Here is a 19,327-nt window from a genome sequence, read left to right on the forward strand (position 1 = left end):
AATTTTGTAGCCTGAATAAAATCGCGAGAAGATCTGTAAGCCGGATTTTGTTCTTCCGAAGAAGTGCCTGTTATTTATCTGCGTCTTACATTGCTGCAAAACTTGAGCTGATTACCCCTCGGCTTTCAGGACGAGCCGCCCCTAATTTCCATTACTGAAAAGAACCGATATACTTATCATTGCACCGCAAAGAGTTTACCTGGTTTCACTACAGCCGAACTGTACCTGCTTTCTGTTGCACTTGTCCTACCCTCACGGGTGACGGATGTTATCCGCTTTGCTGCTCTATGGTGTCCGGACTTTCCTACCCCTGCCGAAACAGGAATCAACAAGCCGATTTTCTCGCGGTTGCAAAGATACGGATTATTTGTGATGATTTGACGATGTGGTGATTTGATGATGTGGTGATGTGGTGATGTGTTAATGCGGTGATGAGGAATATATGGATTGATTAGGAGAATATAATATTCAATAGGAATGGGCTTCAGGCCATTTAACTAAAAAACAATATCATTTCAACAATCCTCCAAGTCTATTCAGACACATCACCGCATCAACACAACGCCACATCAACAAATTAACCCATCATCATATCAACAAATCACCGCATTATTATTATCTTCGTGCCATTATATATCTATGACTTCGAGAGAAAAAGAATTTGCGCAGCTTATCAAAGATAATCAGGGCCTGATTATCAAAGTTTCGCGTCTGTATACCAATTCTCTTGAAGATGAAGAGGACCTGTTTCAGGAGATCGTACTGCAGCTATGGAGAAGCTACGATTCTTTTAAAGGGAACTCTAAAATTTCTACATGGATGTACCGTGTAGCCCTTAATACAGCCATTACTCTTTTCAGAAAAAAAAGCAAAAGCCTACCTACCAACGAGTTGGATATCAACCACAGGGATTTTGTGGAAGATGATGACGATAAGCAGCAGCAGATTTCTCTTCTGTATACCGTGATCAAAACCCTGCCCAATGTAGAACGAGCGATTGTAATGATGTATCTTGACGACCTGCCTTATAAGGATATTGCAGAAAACCTTGGGATCACCGAGGTTAATGCCCGCGTGAAAATGAACAGATTAAAGAAAACCCTTAAAGAACAGATGGAAAAATATGCCTGATTTTGATTTAGACAGCTTTAAGAAAACATGGCAAGAGCAGCCTGTTCAACCGAAATACGACAGCACTGAGATCCTTCAGATGCTGAACAGAAAGTCGCGCAATTATGTGAAATATATTTTCTGGATCAGTGTACTGGAGTTTTTATTCTTTTCTGTTTTAGGACTATTTTATTTCTTTCAGGATGAAGAATCGGACAGTTTCCGCAAAATATTAGAAAAACTGGGCGCTCAGGAAGCTCCTGAGATAGAAACTAATTTTGACCATGCCTATTTAGCCATCAAAATTATAAGCTTACTGATCACGGCTTATTTTGTCCTGAAGTTTTATCAGAATTATCGCAAAATCAGGATTGAGGAAAACCTTAAAGGTCTCATAATAAGAATTATTAAATTCAAAAAGACAGTCAATGCCTTTATTCTGATCAGCATTGCGCTGCTGGTTGCCTTTATGTTCGTCTTTACCGCATTTATTTTTTATGTACTGAATTCTCAGAATGTACAGCCTTCCAACTCCAATCTGATCATTGTTATTATCGGGATCATTGTAAGTACGGTACTTTGTGTACTTCTAATCTGGTTCTACTACAGACTTGTATACGGAATCATCATCAGAAAACTGGACAGAAATTTAAAACAGCTTAAAGACATAGATTCTCAGGAAAATTAATGCAAACAGGCATCAGTTCAAGATTTTTCATTATTTTTATTCCACCAAATCTTAAACTATGCCATTATCTTACGTCTATGGAGCTTCTTCGATTCCATTACTGGGACAAACCATCGGAGGAAATCTTAAAAAGACTGTTGAAAAATACCCCAATCAGGAAGCCTTAGTCTGTGTTCATCAGGATTACAGGGCCACATATCAGGAATTTTATAATCAGACTACTGCTGTTGCAAAAGCTTTAATTTTTTTAGGGGCCAAAGCAGGCGACAGAATCGGAATCTGGTCTTCCAACCGCTATGAATGGGTACTGCTTCAATACGCAACCGCCCGGATCGGAACCATACTGGTGAATATCAATCCTGCTTACAGAACACACGAACTTACTTACGTCATCAATCAATCGGGAATCCGTTCTATATTTTCTTCTTTAAGCTTTAAAACAAGCAATTATAAAGAAATGGTAGAATATGCCAAAGAAGTCTGTCCCAGCCTGGAACATGAAATTTTCTTTGATGACAACTGGGAAGATTTCCTGAACAACGGACAGGATATTTCAGATGACACACTTCACAGCTTTGAAGAACACGTACAGTTCGATGATCCTGTGAATATTCAATACACCTCAGGAACAACAGGTTTTCCAAAAGGTGTCACCCTTTCCCATCACAATATTTTAAATAACGGATATTTCATTGGGGTACGCTTAAAGTACTCACAAAACGACCGGGTCTGTATTCCGGTCCCATTTTATCACTGTTTCGGAATGGTTATCGGGAACATATGCTGTACGGCTCACGGCGCCTGTATGGTGATCCCTAATGACAGTTTTGATCCGGATATTACGTTAAAAACTGTTTCTGATGAAAAATGTACTTCTTTATATGGAGTTCCAACGATGTTTATCGCCGAACTGGCGGTTAAGGATTTTGAAACCTATGATTTTTCAAATTTAAGGACAGGGGTTATGGCAGGTTCAGTTTGCCCTCCTGAGATCATGAAAAAGGTGGAAAACCTTATGAACATTAAAGAAATGAGTATCTGCTACGGAATGACAGAAACCTCTCCTGTCTCTACCCAAACTTTGATCGGAACGCCCTTAGAAAAGCAGGTAAGCACGGTGGGAACCGTTCAGGATCATCTGGAGATTAAAATCATTGACGAAAATGGAAAAACGCTGGAACGTGGCGAGCATGGCGAACTCTGCACAAGAGGTTATTCTGTGATGCTGAAATACTGGAATGACCCCGAAAACACCAAAAAAGTACTGGATGATGCCCGCTGGATGCACACCGGCGATATGGCGGTAATGGATGATGACGGGTATATCACGATCTCCGGAAGGATGAAAGACCTGATCATTCGAGGTGGTGAAAATATTTCACCCAAAGAAATTGAAGACTTTTTATATACCTATCCGAATATTCTGGATGTACAAATCATAGGAATTCCGAGTGAAAAATATGGTGAAGAAGTGATGGCCTGGGTAAAGGTGAGAAAAGGTTTTGACGTAACGGAAACGGAACTTCTAGACTACTGCAAAGGAAGAATTGCTCATTATAAAGTTCCTAAATACTGGAAATTTGTGGATGAATTCCCGATGACAATCTCCGGAAAAATACGGAAAGTGGAAATGCGTGAGATTTCTATCAAAGAGCTGGAACTGGATAAATTGAAACAGCGTTCTTAATTTTTTTTGACACAAAGTTTTTAAATAAAATAATATTGACTTTGAGAAAGGCAAAGAATTCGACTCCGTCGCTGATGAAGCTCATGGATAAAGTGACTGCTTAGTCAGATCAATGAAATTGATCCACTTCGCTCACTTAAAATATTCAATGTTATAATAAGTCTTTGCGTTAAAAAAAGCCTCTCGCAGATTGAGCAAATCACGCTGATCTTACTGTTTTATCTATATTATTAATGCTCACTAATAATGCAGACAGATTTTATATTCAAAATAGAAAAGCCCGGATATACCGGGCTTTTGCTTTTTATGGATAACTACTTAAAGTTCTTTTCTTAATCTTGCAACCGGAATATTCAGCTGTTCACGGTATTTAGCGATTGTTCTTCTGGCGATATTGTAGCCCTGTTCTTTCAGGATGACTACCAGAGCATCATCGGTAAGCGGTTTTCTTTTGTTCTCTTTCCCGATCACTTCCTGAAGATGCGTTTTAATTTCTTTGGTCGAAACTTCTTCACCATCATCGTTGGTAAGACTGTCTGAGAAAAGGTCCTTCAGATAAACGATTCCGTTGGATGTATCGGCATATTTGCTTTTTACCACTCTTGAAATCGTAGAAATATCAAATCCTGTGATATCTGCAACATCTTTCAGGATCATAGGTCTCAGAGATTTTTCATCACCTGTGATAAAATAATCCTTCTGGAATTTCACGATCGCTGTAATGGTTTGCAACAGGGTATTCTGACGCTGGTTAATAGCATCTATATACCATTTCGCAGCATCTAATTTCTGTTTGATAAACAATGCCGCCTGTTTGTGCTCTGAAGAGTTTTTATCATGGGAATACGTGGTCAGAATGTCCTTATATTCTTCAGAAACTCTTAAGGTCGGAGCGTTTTTGCTGTTCAGCATTGGGATTACCACTCCATCTTTTACCTGGATCACAAAATCCGGAATAATTTCCTGGTTGATCGTGATGGTTTGTGTATCAAAGTTTCCTCCTACTTTCGGAGACAGTTTTGAGATCTCATCAAGGGCATCTTTAAGATCTTCTTCTTCGATATCGTACTTCTGAATGATCTTGTTGTAATGCTTATTGGTAAGCGCATCGAACTGATGTCTTAAGATATTGGCTGCCAGGGAAACTGCTTTATCGGAACTTACTTTCTTTTCGATCTGAAGCAACAGGCATTCCTGAAGACCTCTGGCTCCTACTCCAGGTGGATCCAGCTTCTGGATGTAATTTTCCAGAATGTCTTCAACCTTTTCCTTAGTCGTATAAATTCCCTGTGAGAAAGCAAGATCATCTACGATCGCTTTGATTTCTCTTCTCAGATAACCGTCCGTATCAAGGTTTCCGATCACGTATTCTGCGATCTTCTCGTCTTCGTCACTAATGTTCACCAGGTGAATCTGTTCCAGCAGATAGTCATATAACGACTGTCCTTCCGTCAGAAGGCTTTCATTATCGAACTCTTCATCGTCCGGAGAATAGTTACTGGATGCAGTTTTATAATTGGGCTCGTCATCGTAGATATACTCGTTGACGTCAAAATCTGTTTCAATGCTGGCTGTTCCTTCATCCTGATAAGCATCTTCAAGAGAAGAGAATTCATCTTCTTTTGGATCTTCCTTTACAATTTCCAAAGCAGGATTCTCTTCTAGCTCCCGTTCCAGCTCCTCTTCAAATTCCAGGGTGTGAAGCTGGATAAGCTTCATCAGCTGGATCTGCTGAGGTGCCAGCTTCTGTCCTAACTTGAGTTGTAAGTGTTGTTTAAGCATATTAGTCTTTGTGTTTTAACATAACATATTCTACGAATTTAATAAATTAATTCGACAAAAAACACATTTAGCATGATTTTTGCATTACACTTATTAATATAATAAACTATTAGAACATAAAAAAGCCTTAATTTTTACATTAAGGCTTTTTTTATTGATCTAGAATTCAGCGCTTTTCGGCGTTCTAGGGAAAGGAATCACGTCTCTGATATTGGTCATTCCTGTAACGAAAAGAACCAGTCTTTCCAACCCTAATCCGAAGCCCGCATGTGGCACAGAACCGAACTTTCGGGTATCAAGGTACCACCAAAGCTCTTCTGCATCTACGTGCATATCTTCCATTTTCTGTTTTAATACGTCTAATCTCGCTTCTCGCTCAGATCCTCCGATGATCTCCCCGATTCCAGGGAAAAGAACGTCCATTGCTGCAACGGTCTTATTGTCATCGTTCAGTTTCATGTAGAACGCTTTGATTTCTTTCGGATAGTCGAACAATACTACCGGGCATTCAAAATGCTTTTCAACCAGGTATCTTTCATGCTCAGACTGAAGATCCGTTCCCCAGTTTTCCACCGGATACTGGAATTTTCCTTTTTTATTTTCTTTAGAGTTCAATAGGATCTCAATAGCTTCTGTATAGCTTACACGCTTGAAACGCTTAGCGATAACGTTCTGAAGTTTTTCGATAAGACCTTCTTTTGCTCTGTCTTTTTCCGGTTTTGCTTTCTGTTCTTCTTCAAAACGGGTGTTCAGGAATTCAAGATCATCTTTACAGTTGTCAAGAACATACTGAATCACATATTTTAAGAAATCTTCCGCAAGGTCGATGTTGTCTTCAAGGTTGTTGAATGCCACTTCCGGCTCTATCATCCAGAACTCTGCAAGGTGTCTTGTCGTGTTTGAATTTTCTGCACGGAAAGTAGGTCCGAATGTATAAATTCTTCCTAATCCCATCGCTGCAGTTTCTCCTTCAAGCTGTCCTGAAACCGTAAGGTTGGTCTTTTTACCGAAGAAATCCTGTGCAAAATCAATTTCACCTTCTTCCGTTCTTGGCATATTGTTCAGGTCAAAGTTGGTTACACCGAACATTTCACCTGCTCCTTCTGCATCTGCACCTGTAATCACCGGCGTGTTGATATAGAAAAACTGATTTTGGTTAAAGAATGAATGCACGGCAAAACTCACCGCGTGACGTACTCTGAAAACAGCTCCAAATACATTGGTTCTGAATCTTAAGTGCGCCTGCTCACGAAGTTTCTCTAAGCTGTGTTTTTTAGGCTGAAGAATCGTGTTCTGAAGTTCTTCTGTGAAGTTATCACCTAAGATGATGATCTTTTTAGCAATAATTTCTACTGCCTGCCCTGCTCCCTGGCTTTCCACCACTTCTCCGATTACTTTCAGGGAAGAAGCTGTACTGATCTTCTTAAGGATCTCTTCATCAAAATTTTCAAAATCAACAACTATTTGCAAATTATTAATCGTAGATCCATCATTAAGGGCAATAAAGCGATTGGCACGGAATGATCTTACCCATCCGTAAACAGTAATGTCATGATGTAATACTTTCTTGTAATCCTGTAGGATTTCTTTAATCGTCTGCTTTTTCATTTGTTGATTATAAATTTTCGTATAAAAATTAACGTCTGCAAAGTTACAAAAAAACAGCGCAACTTGATGATTACGCTGTCTTTTTAAAAAACCATTTATCAAAATATTCAATCTAAAACTATGCTGTGGATATTATTTAATGTGAATTGGGAAGGAAGGGAGCCCGAAGAGGGAAGCTGGAAGTTACTTTTGGACATCCTTGGCAAGGTTTAAAACCTTGCCAAGGATATAGCCAAGATCCTTTACCGGATGGAAAAAGACAATTAAAACCACATTACAGTTCTGCTTTTAAACTTCCCACTTCCATTCTTTAGATGCACTCTCTAATTAAAAAAAACTGTTTTCTTACGCTCTTTTCCGTTTCTGATTCTCCAGGCGTGATAAGAGCTTGGAACGTCGTACTGCCATTTCGGAAGCAGTAAGACAATTAAAATCACATCAATATGAGAGATGAATCCCAATACAACCGTGAGGTAAAATGCCCAGCCCGTTTGCTGAAACCCGATCAGATAGGTAAAGGCAATCAGCAGGCTCAACCCCCACATTTTTGACAGAAACGCATGGGTACAGGTCTCCTTCCCGAATTTCCAGATACTGACGACGTAGCAAAGTGCTTCCATGACGAAGATTAAAAGAATCCCCTGCCATTCATTTTTAATCAGTTCAGGATTCAGAAAATAGGATGCAAATCCTAAGGAGAGCCAGAAAATCAAATCGGTCTGACTATCTAACCTTCTTAATTTTTCCGAGGAAACGCCCACCTTCCGGGCAATGATTCCATCGAAAATATCTGTTAATAAGCCGAAATACATTAATCCTAAAATTAAAGATCCTGCTTCTGTTCCTTTAAAATAAGCTAATAAAAGAATAACGGGAGCCAGGATAAATCTGGTTGCGATCAGCAGATATGGTAACTTTTTCATAATTTTTTGTTTTTAAAATTCCAATTGATCAGGGGAAGTTTTCTTTTTTCATTCTCGTTCCAAAAGCCAATCTGTATGCCCCGTGAATCCTTACACACATTGATTAAGGCCACCTGAACACCTCTGCATTTCTGACTTACGTTCGCAAGAGGAGAAATGACCACACCTTTCGTTGTATGATGAAAATTGTACAATGGTGATACAGCCATTCCATTGGTAACCGAAGGTGCACTGATATTGCTGGATAGACTTAATTCCAGCCCGTTGGTCACAGTAGGTTCCATATTGACGATGGAAAGCTGCATTCCGTTAATCTTATTCATTTTATCCGGCAAAGGATCTGAACTGATATCTTTAATTCCCCAATTGTCAATAGATGTGATATTAACAAGGAACAAAACAGGAAAGAAAATTCCTAAACCATTAAATCCCAATCCAACTCCATTGACTTTCTTAGGCTTTATTTCCTGGTCAATTTCATCATAATATTTAATAAGCACTCCATTCACATTTTTAGTTGCCTTCGAAGGCGAAAAAGCAATAAGCTTTGGCTTATTCAAATTATTATTTAAACTGTCCTGAGCATTGATGATACATACTATAAAAAAGCTGATCATCATTAAAAATTTTGTTTTCATAATTTTTCATTTTAAAATCCTATTCTTAATTTTCCGTAAACATTATCTTTATTGGTCAGCCTAAAAGTAATACCAGCCGTGAATCCTTGTATTTTCACTTCACTGTTGTTATAAGATTTTGAATATCCTATTCCAATATCGCAAGCATTAAACAATGAGACCCCAGCTAAAGAATATGCATGAGAGAAAGAGGAGCCGGCCTTGACAAATAAAAGTGTTCCTATATTATAGCTTAAATGCAGGTCAGGAATTCCGTGTATTTTACCATTAGAATTTACCACCCCGTAACCTGTTCCTAAAAAAAGTTTGGTTTGACTAGTACTTTCGTTGATCAACATAAATTCTATACCTCCACGTAACAGATGTTTATTGGCATAAGAATAATCGATGTAATAAATTGGCTGGATCTTCTTTTGTGCCTTCATTGTGAATGATAAAAAAATGCATGATATAGTAAGAATTATTTTGTATTTCATTTGTTAAATATTTATCCAAATTTGAAAAGAATATTTACTTTCCTAAATGTGATAAACCATTAACATTTTGATTACATTTGTGAAAATCACAAAAAACATGCATCAGGAACTTTTACTTAAGGAAATCCGAAAGAAAATTGGGGACAAATCTTTGAATGATGAGATCGCCAATATTCTCAATATAAGCTATGATGCATCCCACAGAAGAACGTCTTTGAAAGCAAAGTTCAGCTTTGAAGAAGCTCTGGAACTGGCAAAGTATTATCAGATTTCTCTCAATCAGTTTATCACTTCAGATCACCAGCTAGTGGTTCAGAAAACTTCAGGCGTGGACAAAACAGAAGATCTTCAGTCTTTTTTTCAGAATAATCTGAGCGTTTTTGAAAATTTACCACTGTCTGATGAGATGACTGTTTATTATTCTGCCAAGGATATTCCTTTTTTTTACACGCTTTCGGACACATTGCTTTCCCGTTTTAAAATTTATGTCTGGATGAATCTGCTTAATGCGAAACAGGTTTTCATTCCTTTTCTGCAGTTTTCGCCGCCTTATTTTGAATCCAATACGCAGGAGCTGAAGAAGAGATACGAAGCACAAAATGTTGTAGAATTGTGGAATGACAGGACAATTTCCAGTATTTTGCAACAAATTTTATTTTACTACGAAACCGGACTTTTACAGAAAAATGAAGCTGAAATTATCCTGAAAGAACTCAAAGAACTTATACAATATATCGAGCTGAAAACGGAAAGCAATCCAAAATTTCATTTGTATGAAAACGAACTGATGCATCTGTCCAATGATATTTTTTTCCATCATCCGCAACAGTCGCTTTTTGCCATACCGATCAATATGTTTGGATATATTTTGATTAATGACGAAAAAACCTGTGGTGAAACCCGGAATTATTTTGAACATCAGATTAAAAATTCAAAATCGCTGAACACGTCCGGCAACCGCGACAGAAAAATATTTTTCAATAAAATGTTCGAGCAGATTGAAAATTTAAAACAAAAGCTATAATATGAAAAACCTCCATAATGGTGAATTTTTCGGCCAGACCAATGAAACGCTGCGTTTCGACGGATTGACCATTACGGATACGGAATACACGCATCCCTACGTCGACTGGCATTATCATGAAAATGCTTATTTCACTTTTCTGCTGCAGGGAAATATGGCGGAGGGAAACAGAAAGGAAACCTATGACTGTCCTGCAGGAACGCTGCTTTATCATCATTGGGAGGATGCTCATTACAATATCAAACCGGATATTTTTACGAGAGGATTTCATCTTGAACTTACGGAAGACTGGTTTAAACAGTTTGGAGTTTCCAAAGACGCCATTGAAGGAAGTTTTAACCTGAAAGATCCCGCGATAAAATTATTCATGTACAGGATTTTCAGGGAAACAAAATTGACTGATCCTTCTTTTGAGCTGTCTGTTCATGAGCTTCTGCTTAATATATTCAATCAGCTAACAGAAAAGAGCGGAAATTTTGACAGAAAGCCAGTCTGGGTCAGTAAGATTGATGAAATACTTCATGAAAATTTTACAGAAAAGCTAAGTCTGACAGGGCTTTCCAAGACCTTGGATATCCATCCTGTTCACTTAAGCAGGGATTTTCAGAAACATTTTCAATGTACTTTAGGCGTATACATCAGAAAACTGAAGATCAATAAATCGATGACACTTCTCAATACCCCTTCCTCTTTGGCTGAAGTGGCACTGGAATGTGGTTTTGCAGACCAGAGTCATTTTATCAGATCATTCAGAGAATATATGGGGATTACTCCTTTGCAATACAAAACTCTTCTGAAGAAATAATAATGTTAATTTCATTCTATTTTTTCTGAAAACCTATTTATACTTTTGTTCAGATAAAATATTAAAATGAAATCTATTCTACTGTTTGTCTTATTTCTATGTTTCGGACTTTCTTTTGGGCAATCCAAAAATCTTACAGATCCGGATCCGGTCACGCTTCCCCTTCATAAAAAATACATCAATACCATTGTTTTCCTGGATAAAACCATAGCTCCGGACCAATTAAAAGAATCCGATTTTCTTAAGACGATGGAATTTCAGGAAGATAAGGATTTAGGCATCCGTATTTTTATGGACAATGCTTTGGTTAATTATTTACACCAAATCGATCCGTCGTTATCCGCTGATGAGCTTCTGAAAAAAGGAAATTATCAATTCAATTTCTTTGTTGACGGAAAATTGATCTACACTGAAAATCTGAATACCGGAGCGGGAATTGCTGAAGACAAAAAGACGAAAACTACGCTGAGAATCCCTTTATCAAGTTCAAAAAACGAAGATTCGTGGGGAAGGTATCTGTGGATGAGATTCTATCTTGGCAACGGCGGAATTGATGCACTGGAAGAGGGAAAACATGTTCTGAAAATTGAAATCAAGCCTTATTTAAAAACTCCATCATTAAAGGTTGGACCTACGATTGCAACAGGGGAAATTAGCTTAACAATCCCGCGTAAAAATATTCCACAACAACAGGTTGCCATTCAAAAGATACAGCCCAACAGCGGATGGAAGGTATCAGATGAAAAACTGGATCAGGAAAAAATAAAACTTTTAAATACAAAAATTGCTCAAAACCGGTTCAGAGAGATCACAAGTATTGTCGTGATCAAAAATGAAAAGCTTCTTCTGGAGGAATATTTCAACCAATCCGGGAGAGATTCCTTGCAGGATACGCGTTCAGTAGGAAAGTCCTTTGCGTCGGCTTTAATGGGTATTGCCATAAAAGACGGACATCTTAAAAGTGAAAACCAGATGCTGAGAGATTTTTATGATCTTAAACAGTTCAAAAACTATTCATCCGGAAAGGATAGCGTTACCATTAAAAGTCTCCTGACGATGAGCTCCGGATTTGACGGTAATGATCAGGATGAAAGCTCTCCTGGAAATGAGGAAAATATGTATCCTACCGACAACTGGGTAAAGTTCACCCTGGATTTGCCTACAACAGAGAATAAGCCTGGAAAAGTCTGGAATTATTTCACTTCAGGCGTTGTGGTGACAGGAGATATTTTAGACAAAAATGTTCCAAAAGGTCTTGAAAAGTATGCGGATAATAAGTTGTTTCAACCCCTTGGCATCACTCATTATAAATGGCAGTTCACCCCACAACAAAAGCCTTCTCTGGCTGGTGGATTACGTATGAAATCGCTGGATTTTGCTAAGTTTGGACAGCTTTATAAAAATAATGGAGTATGGAACGGAAAAAATATTATCAATAAAAACTGGGTAAAAAAATCTTTCACTAATTATTTCACCAATGACCCTGATTCTGAAGGCTATGGCTACTTATTCTGGAGAAAAATCTATAAAGTAGGAAACCGGAATTTTGAAGCATATCAATGCAGTGGAAACGGCGGAAACAAAATTATTATGTTCACGGAAATCCCCGTAGTGATTGCTATTACGGCTAAAGCATACAACAAATCTTATGCACATGTACAGTCTGAGAAGATTGTTCAGGAGTATTTGTTACCTGCCTTGGGTGATAAATAATGAGTAATGGGTAATGAGCAATGAGTAATGAAAATGCTTGTTGCTTGTTGCTAGTTAGTAGTTGCTCAATTTACTGGGAAAAGTTTCATGTTTCATATCTTGTGTCTGAAATCTGATAAAGAAGACCATACCAAAATAGTCGCTTCTGATCCTATAAAGACCAAAACGGGGAAATATTTCTTAGTAAGTAATGAGAGAGAGGGGAAGTTTCAGATCTGTTATCTGAACAATTGATTTGACCTATTCGTCTTTTTTAGAGGACACTAAAAAGACGTCGATAAGTCCTTCCGGAAGCTGCATTTTGATGAATCTTTCTTCTCTGTTCACCTCCAGGATCCAGTCTTTGATGATAGGAATCACTACTTCTTTTCCGTCCAGGTTGGTCACGAAATAGTTTTGAGCCGTCTGATCGTTTACAGATCTTATCACCCCGCATTCTTTATCATTTTCATCAAGAATATCGAAACCGATGATCTCGTGATAATAAAACTGCTTTCCGGAAAGTTTCGGAAGTGTAGCAAGCGGCAGATAAACACTTTTCCCTAAAGATTGGTCTACCAGTGTTTCGGAAGAATTTTTAAATGCAATATTCAGAGCATCGTTTTTGCTCCAGGATGTTTTTTCAATAAAAAATGGAACCAATAATCCGTTGATTTCAACGAATATTGATTCCAATTTATTGTAAAGCTCGGGTTGATCGGTATCCAATTTAAGGATAACATTTCCCGCAAGGCCATGTCTGCGTGTGATTTTTCCTAGTAAATAGCAATCTTCTTTACGCATACAGGTTTATTTTTAAGCTTCAGTGTTTTCTTCAGTTTCAGCAGCAGGAGCTTCTCCTTCTGTAGCTTCAGCAACAACTTCTTCAGCAGGTGCGTTAGCAGCTTCTTCAGCAGCTTTAGCATCAGCTTCAACTTGTGCAGCAGCAGCAACTCTAGCTTCGTTTACTTTAACTTCAGCTTCTAAAGCAGCTTTCTTAGCGTCAGCCTGAGCTTTAGTTAAACCTTCTACTTTACCTTGTACTTTTTGATCTTTAGATTCTACCCAAGCATTGAATCTTTTTTCAGCTTCAGCTTCGTCAAAAGCTCCTTTAGCAACTCCACCTTGTAAGTGTTTTTTGTAAAGGGCACCTTTATAAGAAAGGATAGCTCTTGCAGTATCAGTTGGCTGAGCACCGTTGTTTAACCACTTTACAGCAGAATCAACGTTCAAATCGATAGTAGCAGGGTTAGTAATTGGGTTGTAAGTTCCTAGCTTCTCGATGAATCTACCATCTCTTCTAGCTCTAGAATCTGCAACCACGATGTGGAAGAAAGGCTTACCTTTTTTACCGTGTCTTTGTAATCTGATTTTTACTGACATAATGTTGTGAATTTTATGGGAACTCGTCCCAGTTAAATATTTAAGAGTGCAAAGATAAATAAAAAATTTTATCCGACAATTATTAAATGAAACAATTTATCAATCGACCATTACAACAGCGCTTTTGGATTTCCTTACCAAAGAATCCAGTGTTATATTGTTACACTGATAAATTGCTACATTATTATTGTATTAATCCACTTTTCCCATATAGAAAAGCCCCAGACATTTCTGGTTTTCTTCGATGGTCAAAGATTCCTTAAGATGGTTGACAATGGCAGGAGAACTCCAGTAGCAGCCTACATTATTTGCTGTACAAGTAAGGTACATATTCTGTACCGCCATAGAAACGGCAGCGATCTCTTCCCATTCCGGAACCATTCCGCTGAAATTAACGACAATGGAAACCACGGCATCTGATGTATTGATCTTAAAACCGATATCCTGATATTTCTTCTCTAAAAAAGTCTGTTCAGACTGACTCGCTTTGTAAATAGCCTGCATTTCTAAAGCCAGTTTTGCTTTTTCTTCCCCTCTGAAAACCTTAAAACGCCAAGGTTTTGTACGCTTATGGTTCGGAGCTAATGTCGCTGAGTGTAAGATTTCATCTATGACTTCCTGAGCAATTTCGGTCTCAGCATAATCTTTTGGAAAGATGCTTCTCCTCTGTTCTATGATTTCTTTTAAAATTTCTGCATTATTCATGCTGCAAATTTACAATATGAAATTGAATGCATTACAGCATTACAATGATTTAACTTTGATTTTTCAACAATAACCGGCGGCTTTTATAGGTTTTATACTGAGTTAATACGAATGTAAGTAATACGATTACAGCCAATCCTCTCGCTATCCATTGCTCCAGGCCTTCCTTTACAGGTCCCGGCCATGATAACCCCAGAAGACAAAGGGTATACATAATGCCTGCATTGATCCAGATTCGTCCCGGATCCGGATAGTTTTTTACGGTCATGGGTTTGTTATAGCCAAGAACAGGCATCAGTTTATGATGATCCCAGATCAGCAATACAATTACGGCCATCATCATCATAGAAGTGATCACCCATGTTCCGGTGAAGGAAAGACTGATGGTAATGATCCAGATGTTACTTAATATCGCTAAAAATAGAAGAGTTCCCAAAAGTGCGAACCGCTGGGTCATCAGTAAAATTCCGGCCACAATCTGGGAAAGTCCTAAAAAATTCCAGTAAAATCCCGTCTGATACATGGCTTCAAAAAAATAACCTATCGGGGTATCTATGGAAAGAACGGTAAATCTGTTTCCCAATAATTTCGTCAGGCCTGAAGGAAAAAATGCAAATCCCACCAAATACCTTAAGTGAATAATAATCCATTGATTCCGTCTGCTGGTTCTTAGTTTTTCAAATGTCATGGCGTGTTTTGAGTTGGAGGGTTGGAGAGTTTTTGGGTTGGAGAGTGTGAGGGTTTGAGAGTAGCTGAGTTTTGTTGATGGTTGCTAGTTGCTGGTTGCTGGTTATATAGTTTACAAAATTTGCGGTAAAAACGTCTCATATCTAACATCTGAAACCTTGTTTCTTAGATCAAAACCCAAACTTTTCATATTAAATAGCAAATATTTTCGTGCTTGAATCTAGGTTTTGGGTAAAGCCGGATAAATGGAGATGATCTGTTAAACTAAAGCCCGTTCCTATTGAATGTGATAGATTGAGTATTGTCATTTCTTCATATATTGGAATACTCAACCCTTGTTGTTTTTAATATATTTATAAAAATACAGAAATACAAAAGGCCTTAACCTTAATTCTGAAATCTCGTGTCTGAAATCTAACATCTTGATTCTTGGCTCTTGGTTCTTGGCTCTAAAATTCACCCTTCACTTGCAAAGCAAAATTCACAATTGACAATTTCCGTCTGAAATCTGATGTCTGACATCTAGCGTCGTGGCCCTTGAATCTTCTCCCAATCAAATCACCTCCACAATCTCCTGATGAATATTATTCAGGGTAAAGGCATCTCCCGACTTCATTCCCATCATTTTTTTAGCCATGGGACTTTCAGGGGAAATAGCGTAGAACCGGTCGCCTTCAAAAAAGAATTCTCCCAATGAAACTGAAATATAGAAACGCGCCTTGTTGGTGATTACCAGGGAACCCAGCTGTATTTTTTCTGTGGGTGTATTCAGAACTTTTGACATATTTCTTTTAAGATCATTCAAAGCTCCGAGCTGGCGCTGCATCTGGTAGATCTCCTCCTGCATTTCCTCTCTCATGCTGTCATACTTCGGGGTCTTTTTTATATCACGACTTGCTTCCAGGGTAAACTCTATAAAATTTTTAAGTTTTTCTATTTTCTCAGAGATAACTGTTTTGACATAATGTCTTATATCACTTTTCACAAATACGATCTTCTCCATAAATCTAATCTTTACATAAAGATAATAATTTTTTAAAATACTCATTACCCTGAATTCGAGAAACATCATAAAAAAAGCCCTGTATTTCTACAAGGCTTATGTTGTTTATTTTTCGGAAATCTTTTTAAGGTCTCCCAGCCCCTGATCCAGTATCCCTGTCATATTCATATCCATCATAGGTTTCATAATCTTCATCATGGCATTCAGTTCATTGTCTATTGTCCATGTGACTTTTGTTCCGTTTCCTTCGGGAGTCAGAACAAATTTTGCAACGGCATCGCCTTCAAAAGGTTCGATAAAATGAAGTTTGGTTATGAATTTATCATTCGGCACCGTTTCTGTCACCGACTGCTCGCCCTCTCCTACTTTGCTGTTGCCTTTCCAGTGGTAAGAATCTCCTACTTTATCACCGGCTCCGGAATAGGTGATCACAATATCCTTATCCGCTTTTGAAAATGGATCCCAGACATTGTATTCTTTTAATGAGCCTACGTGCTGCCATACTTTCTCTTTTGGTGCGTTGATCACCACAGATCTTTCAAGATGATGGTTTTTATCGAAAGCCAGTATCGCTACAATTGCATAGATTACGGCCAAAAGGATGATGAAGCCAAGAATTTTTAAGAGTGTTTTCATAGTTTTGATATTTTGAGTTATTTGTTTTATTCTTTAACCTTAAAATTCTGAGAGACAGATCAATGTCCATACTCAATATTTCGTGGTTTTCTGTTTTCAAAATTAGTCATTCCACCCTCGCCGCCTCTTTTCATATGACAAGATTATTAAAGATAAAGCATTTTTGTCACATCCGGATATCCGGGCATTATTTTTGCGCTTTTCACGTGTGATTCCCAATGAATCATTAAATTTACTTACCTAAAAATCGAAAAATGAATATTTTAACAGAAAAATTTACTACACCATATCATGCAGCGCCTTTCAGCGATATTAAAAATGAAGATTTCCTTCCGGCCTTCAAAGAACTGATCAAACAGTCTGAGGATGAAATCAATACTATTGTCAGTAATTCAGAAGCCCCGACTTTTGAAAATGTGATTGAAGCACTGGCTTATTCAGGAGATCAGCTGGATGTGGCTTCAAGTATTTTTTTCAATTTAAATTCTGCGGAAACCAGTGATGAGATTCAAAAGATCGCTCAGGAAGTTTCCCCTCTTTTAACTGAACATTCGTCCAAGATCTCTCAAAACGAAGCTTTATTTAACAAGATCAAAAAAGTATACGACGATAAGGAAAAATATAACCTGAATGAAGAACAGGAAATGCTGTTGAACGAAACATATAAAGGTTTTGTAAGAAGCGGTGCCCTGCTGAATGAAGAAGACAAGGAAAAACTACAGAAGATCAATATGGATCTGTCTTTAAAATCCCTGCAGTTCGGACAAAATGTATTGGCTTCTACCAATGTTTATTTTAAACATATCACCCGTAAAGAAGATCTGGCAGGAATCCCGGAAGCTATTCTTGACCAATATGCCGAAGAAGCTAAGGAAAGAGAACTGGAAGGCTGGGTGGTTACCCTTCAGTATCCAAGTTATATTCCGTTCATGACGTATGCGGAAAACCGTGAATTGAGAAAGGAAATCGCTTTGGCGAGCGGGAAAAAATCTTTTGACGGTGGAGAATTTGACAACCAAGAACTGATTAAGGAGCTTCTGCAGTTAAAACAGCAAAAAGCTGAATTATTAGGTTATCAAAACTATGCAGACTATGTTCTGGAAGAAAGAATGGCCAAATCTCCGGTGAAAGTGATTGACTTTTTAAATGAACTTTTAACAAAAGCAAAACCTTACGCAGACAAAGAAATTGAAGAGTTACGTTCCTTGGCCAAAGCTGACGGAATTGAAGACTTGCAGGGCTACGACCATGCTTTCTACGCTGAAAAACTCCGTAAGCAGAAATATGACTTTAACGATGAAGAACTGAAGCCTTATTTCCCGCTTGATCAGGTACAGGATGCTGTTTTCGGATTGGCAGGAAAACTTTTCGGACTTCGTTTTGAGGAAAGAAATGATATTCCAAAATACCACGAGGATGTGAAGGTGTATGAAGTTTTTGAGTCAGGAAAAGATTCAGCAGAAGAGCATTTCAAAGCTTTACTGTATGTAGATTATTTCCCTAGAAAAGGCAAAAGAGCCGGTGCATGGATGACCAGCTATAAAAATCAGTATAAAAAAGATGGTGAAAATTCCCGTCCTCATATCTCTATCGTCTGCAATTTCAGCAAGCCAACGAAAGATACTCCAAGTTTACTGACTTTCCAGGAAGTGACCACTCTGTTCCACGAATTCGGACATGCGCTTCACGGAATGCTGGCTGAAACCCAATATCCAAGTCTTTCCGGAACGTCTGTGAAGTGGGATTTTGTAGAACTTCCTTCTCAGTTTCTGGAAAATTTCTGCTACGAGCCTGAGTTCTTAAAAACATTCGCTAAACATTATAAGACCGGTGAAGTACTTCCGGATGAAAAGATTGAAAAAATTGAGCAGTCTAAAAGTTTTATGGAAGGTTACCAGACCATGAGACAGCTTGGTTTCGGGCTTCTGGATATGAACTACCATACGAAAGTTGAAGAGTTAAAAGGTGAAAGCGTGAAGGCGTTTGAAGATAAATATACAAAAGCGACCACTCTTTACCCGATCAATCCTGAAACAGCGATGAGCCCTAGTTTTTCCCATATTTTCCAGGGAGGATATTCTGCGGGATATTATTCTTATAAATGGGCGGAAGTTCTGGATGCAGATGCGTTCCAGTATTTTAAAGAAACCGGAATTTTCAATCCTGAAACGGCTGCAAAATACAAAGTTCTTCTCTCCTCAGGTGGAACCAAAGATCCCATGGAACTGTATAAAAGTTTCAGAGGAAGTGAACCGAAGGTGGAAAGCTTATTGAAGAGAGCATTTGGATAATCATCAATGATTATTACAATGATTAAAAATAAAAAGAACAGTCAATGGCTGTTCTTTTTTATTTTATCCACGTTTTAAGAGCCAGATTGCTATACAGATTGTGTCTTTGATACCAAATACATAAAATTTACAAAAACATATCTTATCACGAGATATTATTGGCGGTTTTCTATTAAATTTGGAATCAGC

Annotated in this window: 18 protein-coding genes and 1 other RNA gene; 7 read left to right on the forward strand and 12 right to left on the reverse strand. The window is 38.1% G+C overall.

Annotated features, from left to right (window positions below; translation table 11 throughout):
* Positions 1-20 precede the first annotated feature (20 nt).
* Positions 21-345, reverse strand: an RNA gene (gene rnpB, locus IW22_RS23790) — RNase P RNA component class A.
* A gap of 294 nt (positions 346-639) precedes the next feature.
* Here rnpB and IW22_RS18400 point away from each other — a divergent pair.
* From IW22_RS18400 to IW22_RS18410, 3 genes are read left to right on the forward strand one after another with little or no spacing between them, the layout of a single operon-like run.
* On the forward strand, positions 640-1,131 hold the full coding sequence (locus IW22_RS18400; RefSeq protein WP_034729370.1) for an RNA polymerase sigma factor: 492 nt from the start codon (positions 640-642) through the stop codon (positions 1,129-1,131).
* Complete coding sequence (locus IW22_RS18405) at positions 1,124-1,798, forward strand: hypothetical protein (RefSeq protein WP_034729386.1); 675 nt, start codon at positions 1,124-1,126, stop codon at positions 1,796-1,798. The genes IW22_RS18400 and IW22_RS18405 overlap by 8 nt, the downstream gene beginning before the upstream one ends.
* Positions 1,799-1,856: 58 nt before the next feature.
* A complete protein-coding gene (locus IW22_RS18410) occupies positions 1,857-3,485 on the forward strand; it encodes an AMP-binding protein (protein ID WP_034729388.1) in 1,629 nt (542 codons plus the stop codon).
* Between the two features lie 318 nt (positions 3,486-3,803).
* On the opposite strand, the gene rpoN is transcribed toward IW22_RS18410, so the two are convergent.
* The 5 genes from rpoN to IW22_RS18435 all read right to left on the reverse strand — a co-directional run bounded on the left by rpoN (position 3,804) and on the right by IW22_RS18435 (position 8,912).
* A complete protein-coding gene (rpoN, locus tag IW22_RS18415; protein WP_034729391.1) occupies positions 3,804-5,267 on the reverse strand; it encodes an RNA polymerase factor sigma-54 in 1,464 nt (487 codons plus the stop codon).
* 159 nt (positions 5,268-5,426) lie between these two features.
* Positions 5,427-6,875 carry an asparagine--tRNA ligase gene (gene asnS / locus IW22_RS18420; RefSeq protein ID WP_034729392.1) on the reverse strand — a complete coding sequence of 483 codons (1,449 nt, stop codon included), beginning with the start codon at positions 6,873-6,875 and terminating at the stop codon, positions 5,427-5,429.
* 323 nt (positions 6,876-7,198) lie between these two features.
* The gene (locus IW22_RS18425) at positions 7,199-7,798 is read right to left on the reverse strand and encodes a CDP-alcohol phosphatidyltransferase family protein (RefSeq protein WP_034729393.1); all 600 of its coding nucleotides are present in this window, start codon (positions 7,796-7,798) and stop codon (positions 7,199-7,201) included.
* Positions 7,795-8,436, reverse strand: a complete 642-nt coding sequence (locus tag IW22_RS18430; protein WP_034729395.1) for a hypothetical protein — start codon at positions 8,434-8,436, stop codon at positions 7,795-7,797. The genes IW22_RS18425 and IW22_RS18430 overlap by 4 nt, the downstream gene beginning before the upstream one ends.
* A gap of 11 nt (positions 8,437-8,447) precedes the next feature.
* On the reverse strand, positions 8,448-8,912 hold the full coding sequence (locus tag IW22_RS18435; RefSeq protein WP_131401762.1) for a hypothetical protein: 465 nt from the start codon (positions 8,910-8,912) through the stop codon (positions 8,448-8,450).
* Between the two features lie 97 nt (positions 8,913-9,009).
* On the opposite strand from IW22_RS18435, the gene IW22_RS18440 reads away from it, so the two are divergent.
* The 3 genes from IW22_RS18440 (at position 9,010) to IW22_RS18450 (ending at position 12,454) form a co-directional block, all read left to right on the forward strand.
* Positions 9,010-9,936: a hypothetical protein gene (locus IW22_RS18440; RefSeq protein ID WP_034729398.1), complete on the forward strand. Its 927-nt coding sequence runs from the start codon at positions 9,010-9,012 to the stop codon at positions 9,934-9,936.
* Between the two features lies 1 nt (position 9,937).
* The gene (locus IW22_RS18445; RefSeq protein WP_034729401.1) at positions 9,938-10,741 is read left to right on the forward strand and encodes a helix-turn-helix transcriptional regulator; all 804 of its coding nucleotides are present in this window, start codon (positions 9,938-9,940) and stop codon (positions 10,739-10,741) included.
* A 66-nt stretch (positions 10,742-10,807) separates the two neighbouring features.
* The gene (locus IW22_RS18450) at positions 10,808-12,454 is read left to right on the forward strand and encodes a serine hydrolase domain-containing protein (RefSeq protein ID WP_034729405.1); all 1,647 of its coding nucleotides are present in this window, start codon (positions 10,808-10,810) and stop codon (positions 12,452-12,454) included.
* 240 nt (positions 12,455-12,694) lie between these two features.
* Here IW22_RS18450 and rimM read toward each other — a convergent pair whose 3' ends face one another.
* The 6 genes from rimM to IW22_RS18480 all read right to left on the reverse strand — a co-directional run bounded on the left by rimM (position 12,695) and on the right by IW22_RS18480 (position 16,847).
* Positions 12,695-13,237 carry a ribosome maturation factor RimM gene (gene rimM, locus IW22_RS18455; protein WP_034729407.1) on the reverse strand — a complete coding sequence of 181 codons (543 nt, stop codon included), beginning with the start codon at positions 13,235-13,237 and terminating at the stop codon, positions 12,695-12,697.
* Between the two features lie 12 nt (positions 13,238-13,249).
* Positions 13,250-13,816, reverse strand: coding sequence for a 30S ribosomal protein S16 (locus IW22_RS18460; protein ID WP_034729410.1), 567 nt, complete (start codon positions 13,814-13,816; stop codon positions 13,250-13,252).
* Positions 13,817-14,008: 192 nt separating this feature from the next.
* Positions 14,009-14,521, reverse strand: a complete 513-nt coding sequence (locus IW22_RS18465) for a nitroreductase (RefSeq protein ID WP_034729413.1) — start codon at positions 14,519-14,521, stop codon at positions 14,009-14,011.
* A 49-nt stretch (positions 14,522-14,570) separates the two neighbouring features.
* Positions 14,571-15,209, reverse strand: coding sequence for a DoxX family membrane protein (locus IW22_RS18470; protein WP_034729416.1), 639 nt, complete (start codon positions 15,207-15,209; stop codon positions 14,571-14,573).
* A gap of 552 nt (positions 15,210-15,761) precedes the next feature.
* On the reverse strand, positions 15,762-16,211 hold the full coding sequence (locus tag IW22_RS18475; protein ID WP_034729507.1) for a hypothetical protein: 450 nt from the start codon (positions 16,209-16,211) through the stop codon (positions 15,762-15,764).
* A 105-nt stretch (positions 16,212-16,316) separates the two neighbouring features.
* Positions 16,317-16,847, reverse strand: a complete 531-nt coding sequence (locus tag IW22_RS18480; protein ID WP_034729418.1) for an SRPBCC family protein — start codon at positions 16,845-16,847, stop codon at positions 16,317-16,319.
* Between the two features lie 254 nt (positions 16,848-17,101).
* Here IW22_RS18480 and IW22_RS18485 point away from each other — a divergent pair, with 254 nt between their 5' ends.
* A complete protein-coding gene (locus tag IW22_RS18485) occupies positions 17,102-19,138 on the forward strand; it encodes a M3 family metallopeptidase (protein WP_034729420.1) in 2,037 nt (678 codons plus the stop codon).
* Positions 19,139-19,327: the final 189 nt, after the last annotated feature.

It is taken from the genome of Chryseobacterium sp. JM1, from assembly GCF_000737715.1.
Lineage (GTDB): Bacteria > Bacteroidota > Bacteroidia > Flavobacteriales > Weeksellaceae > Chryseobacterium.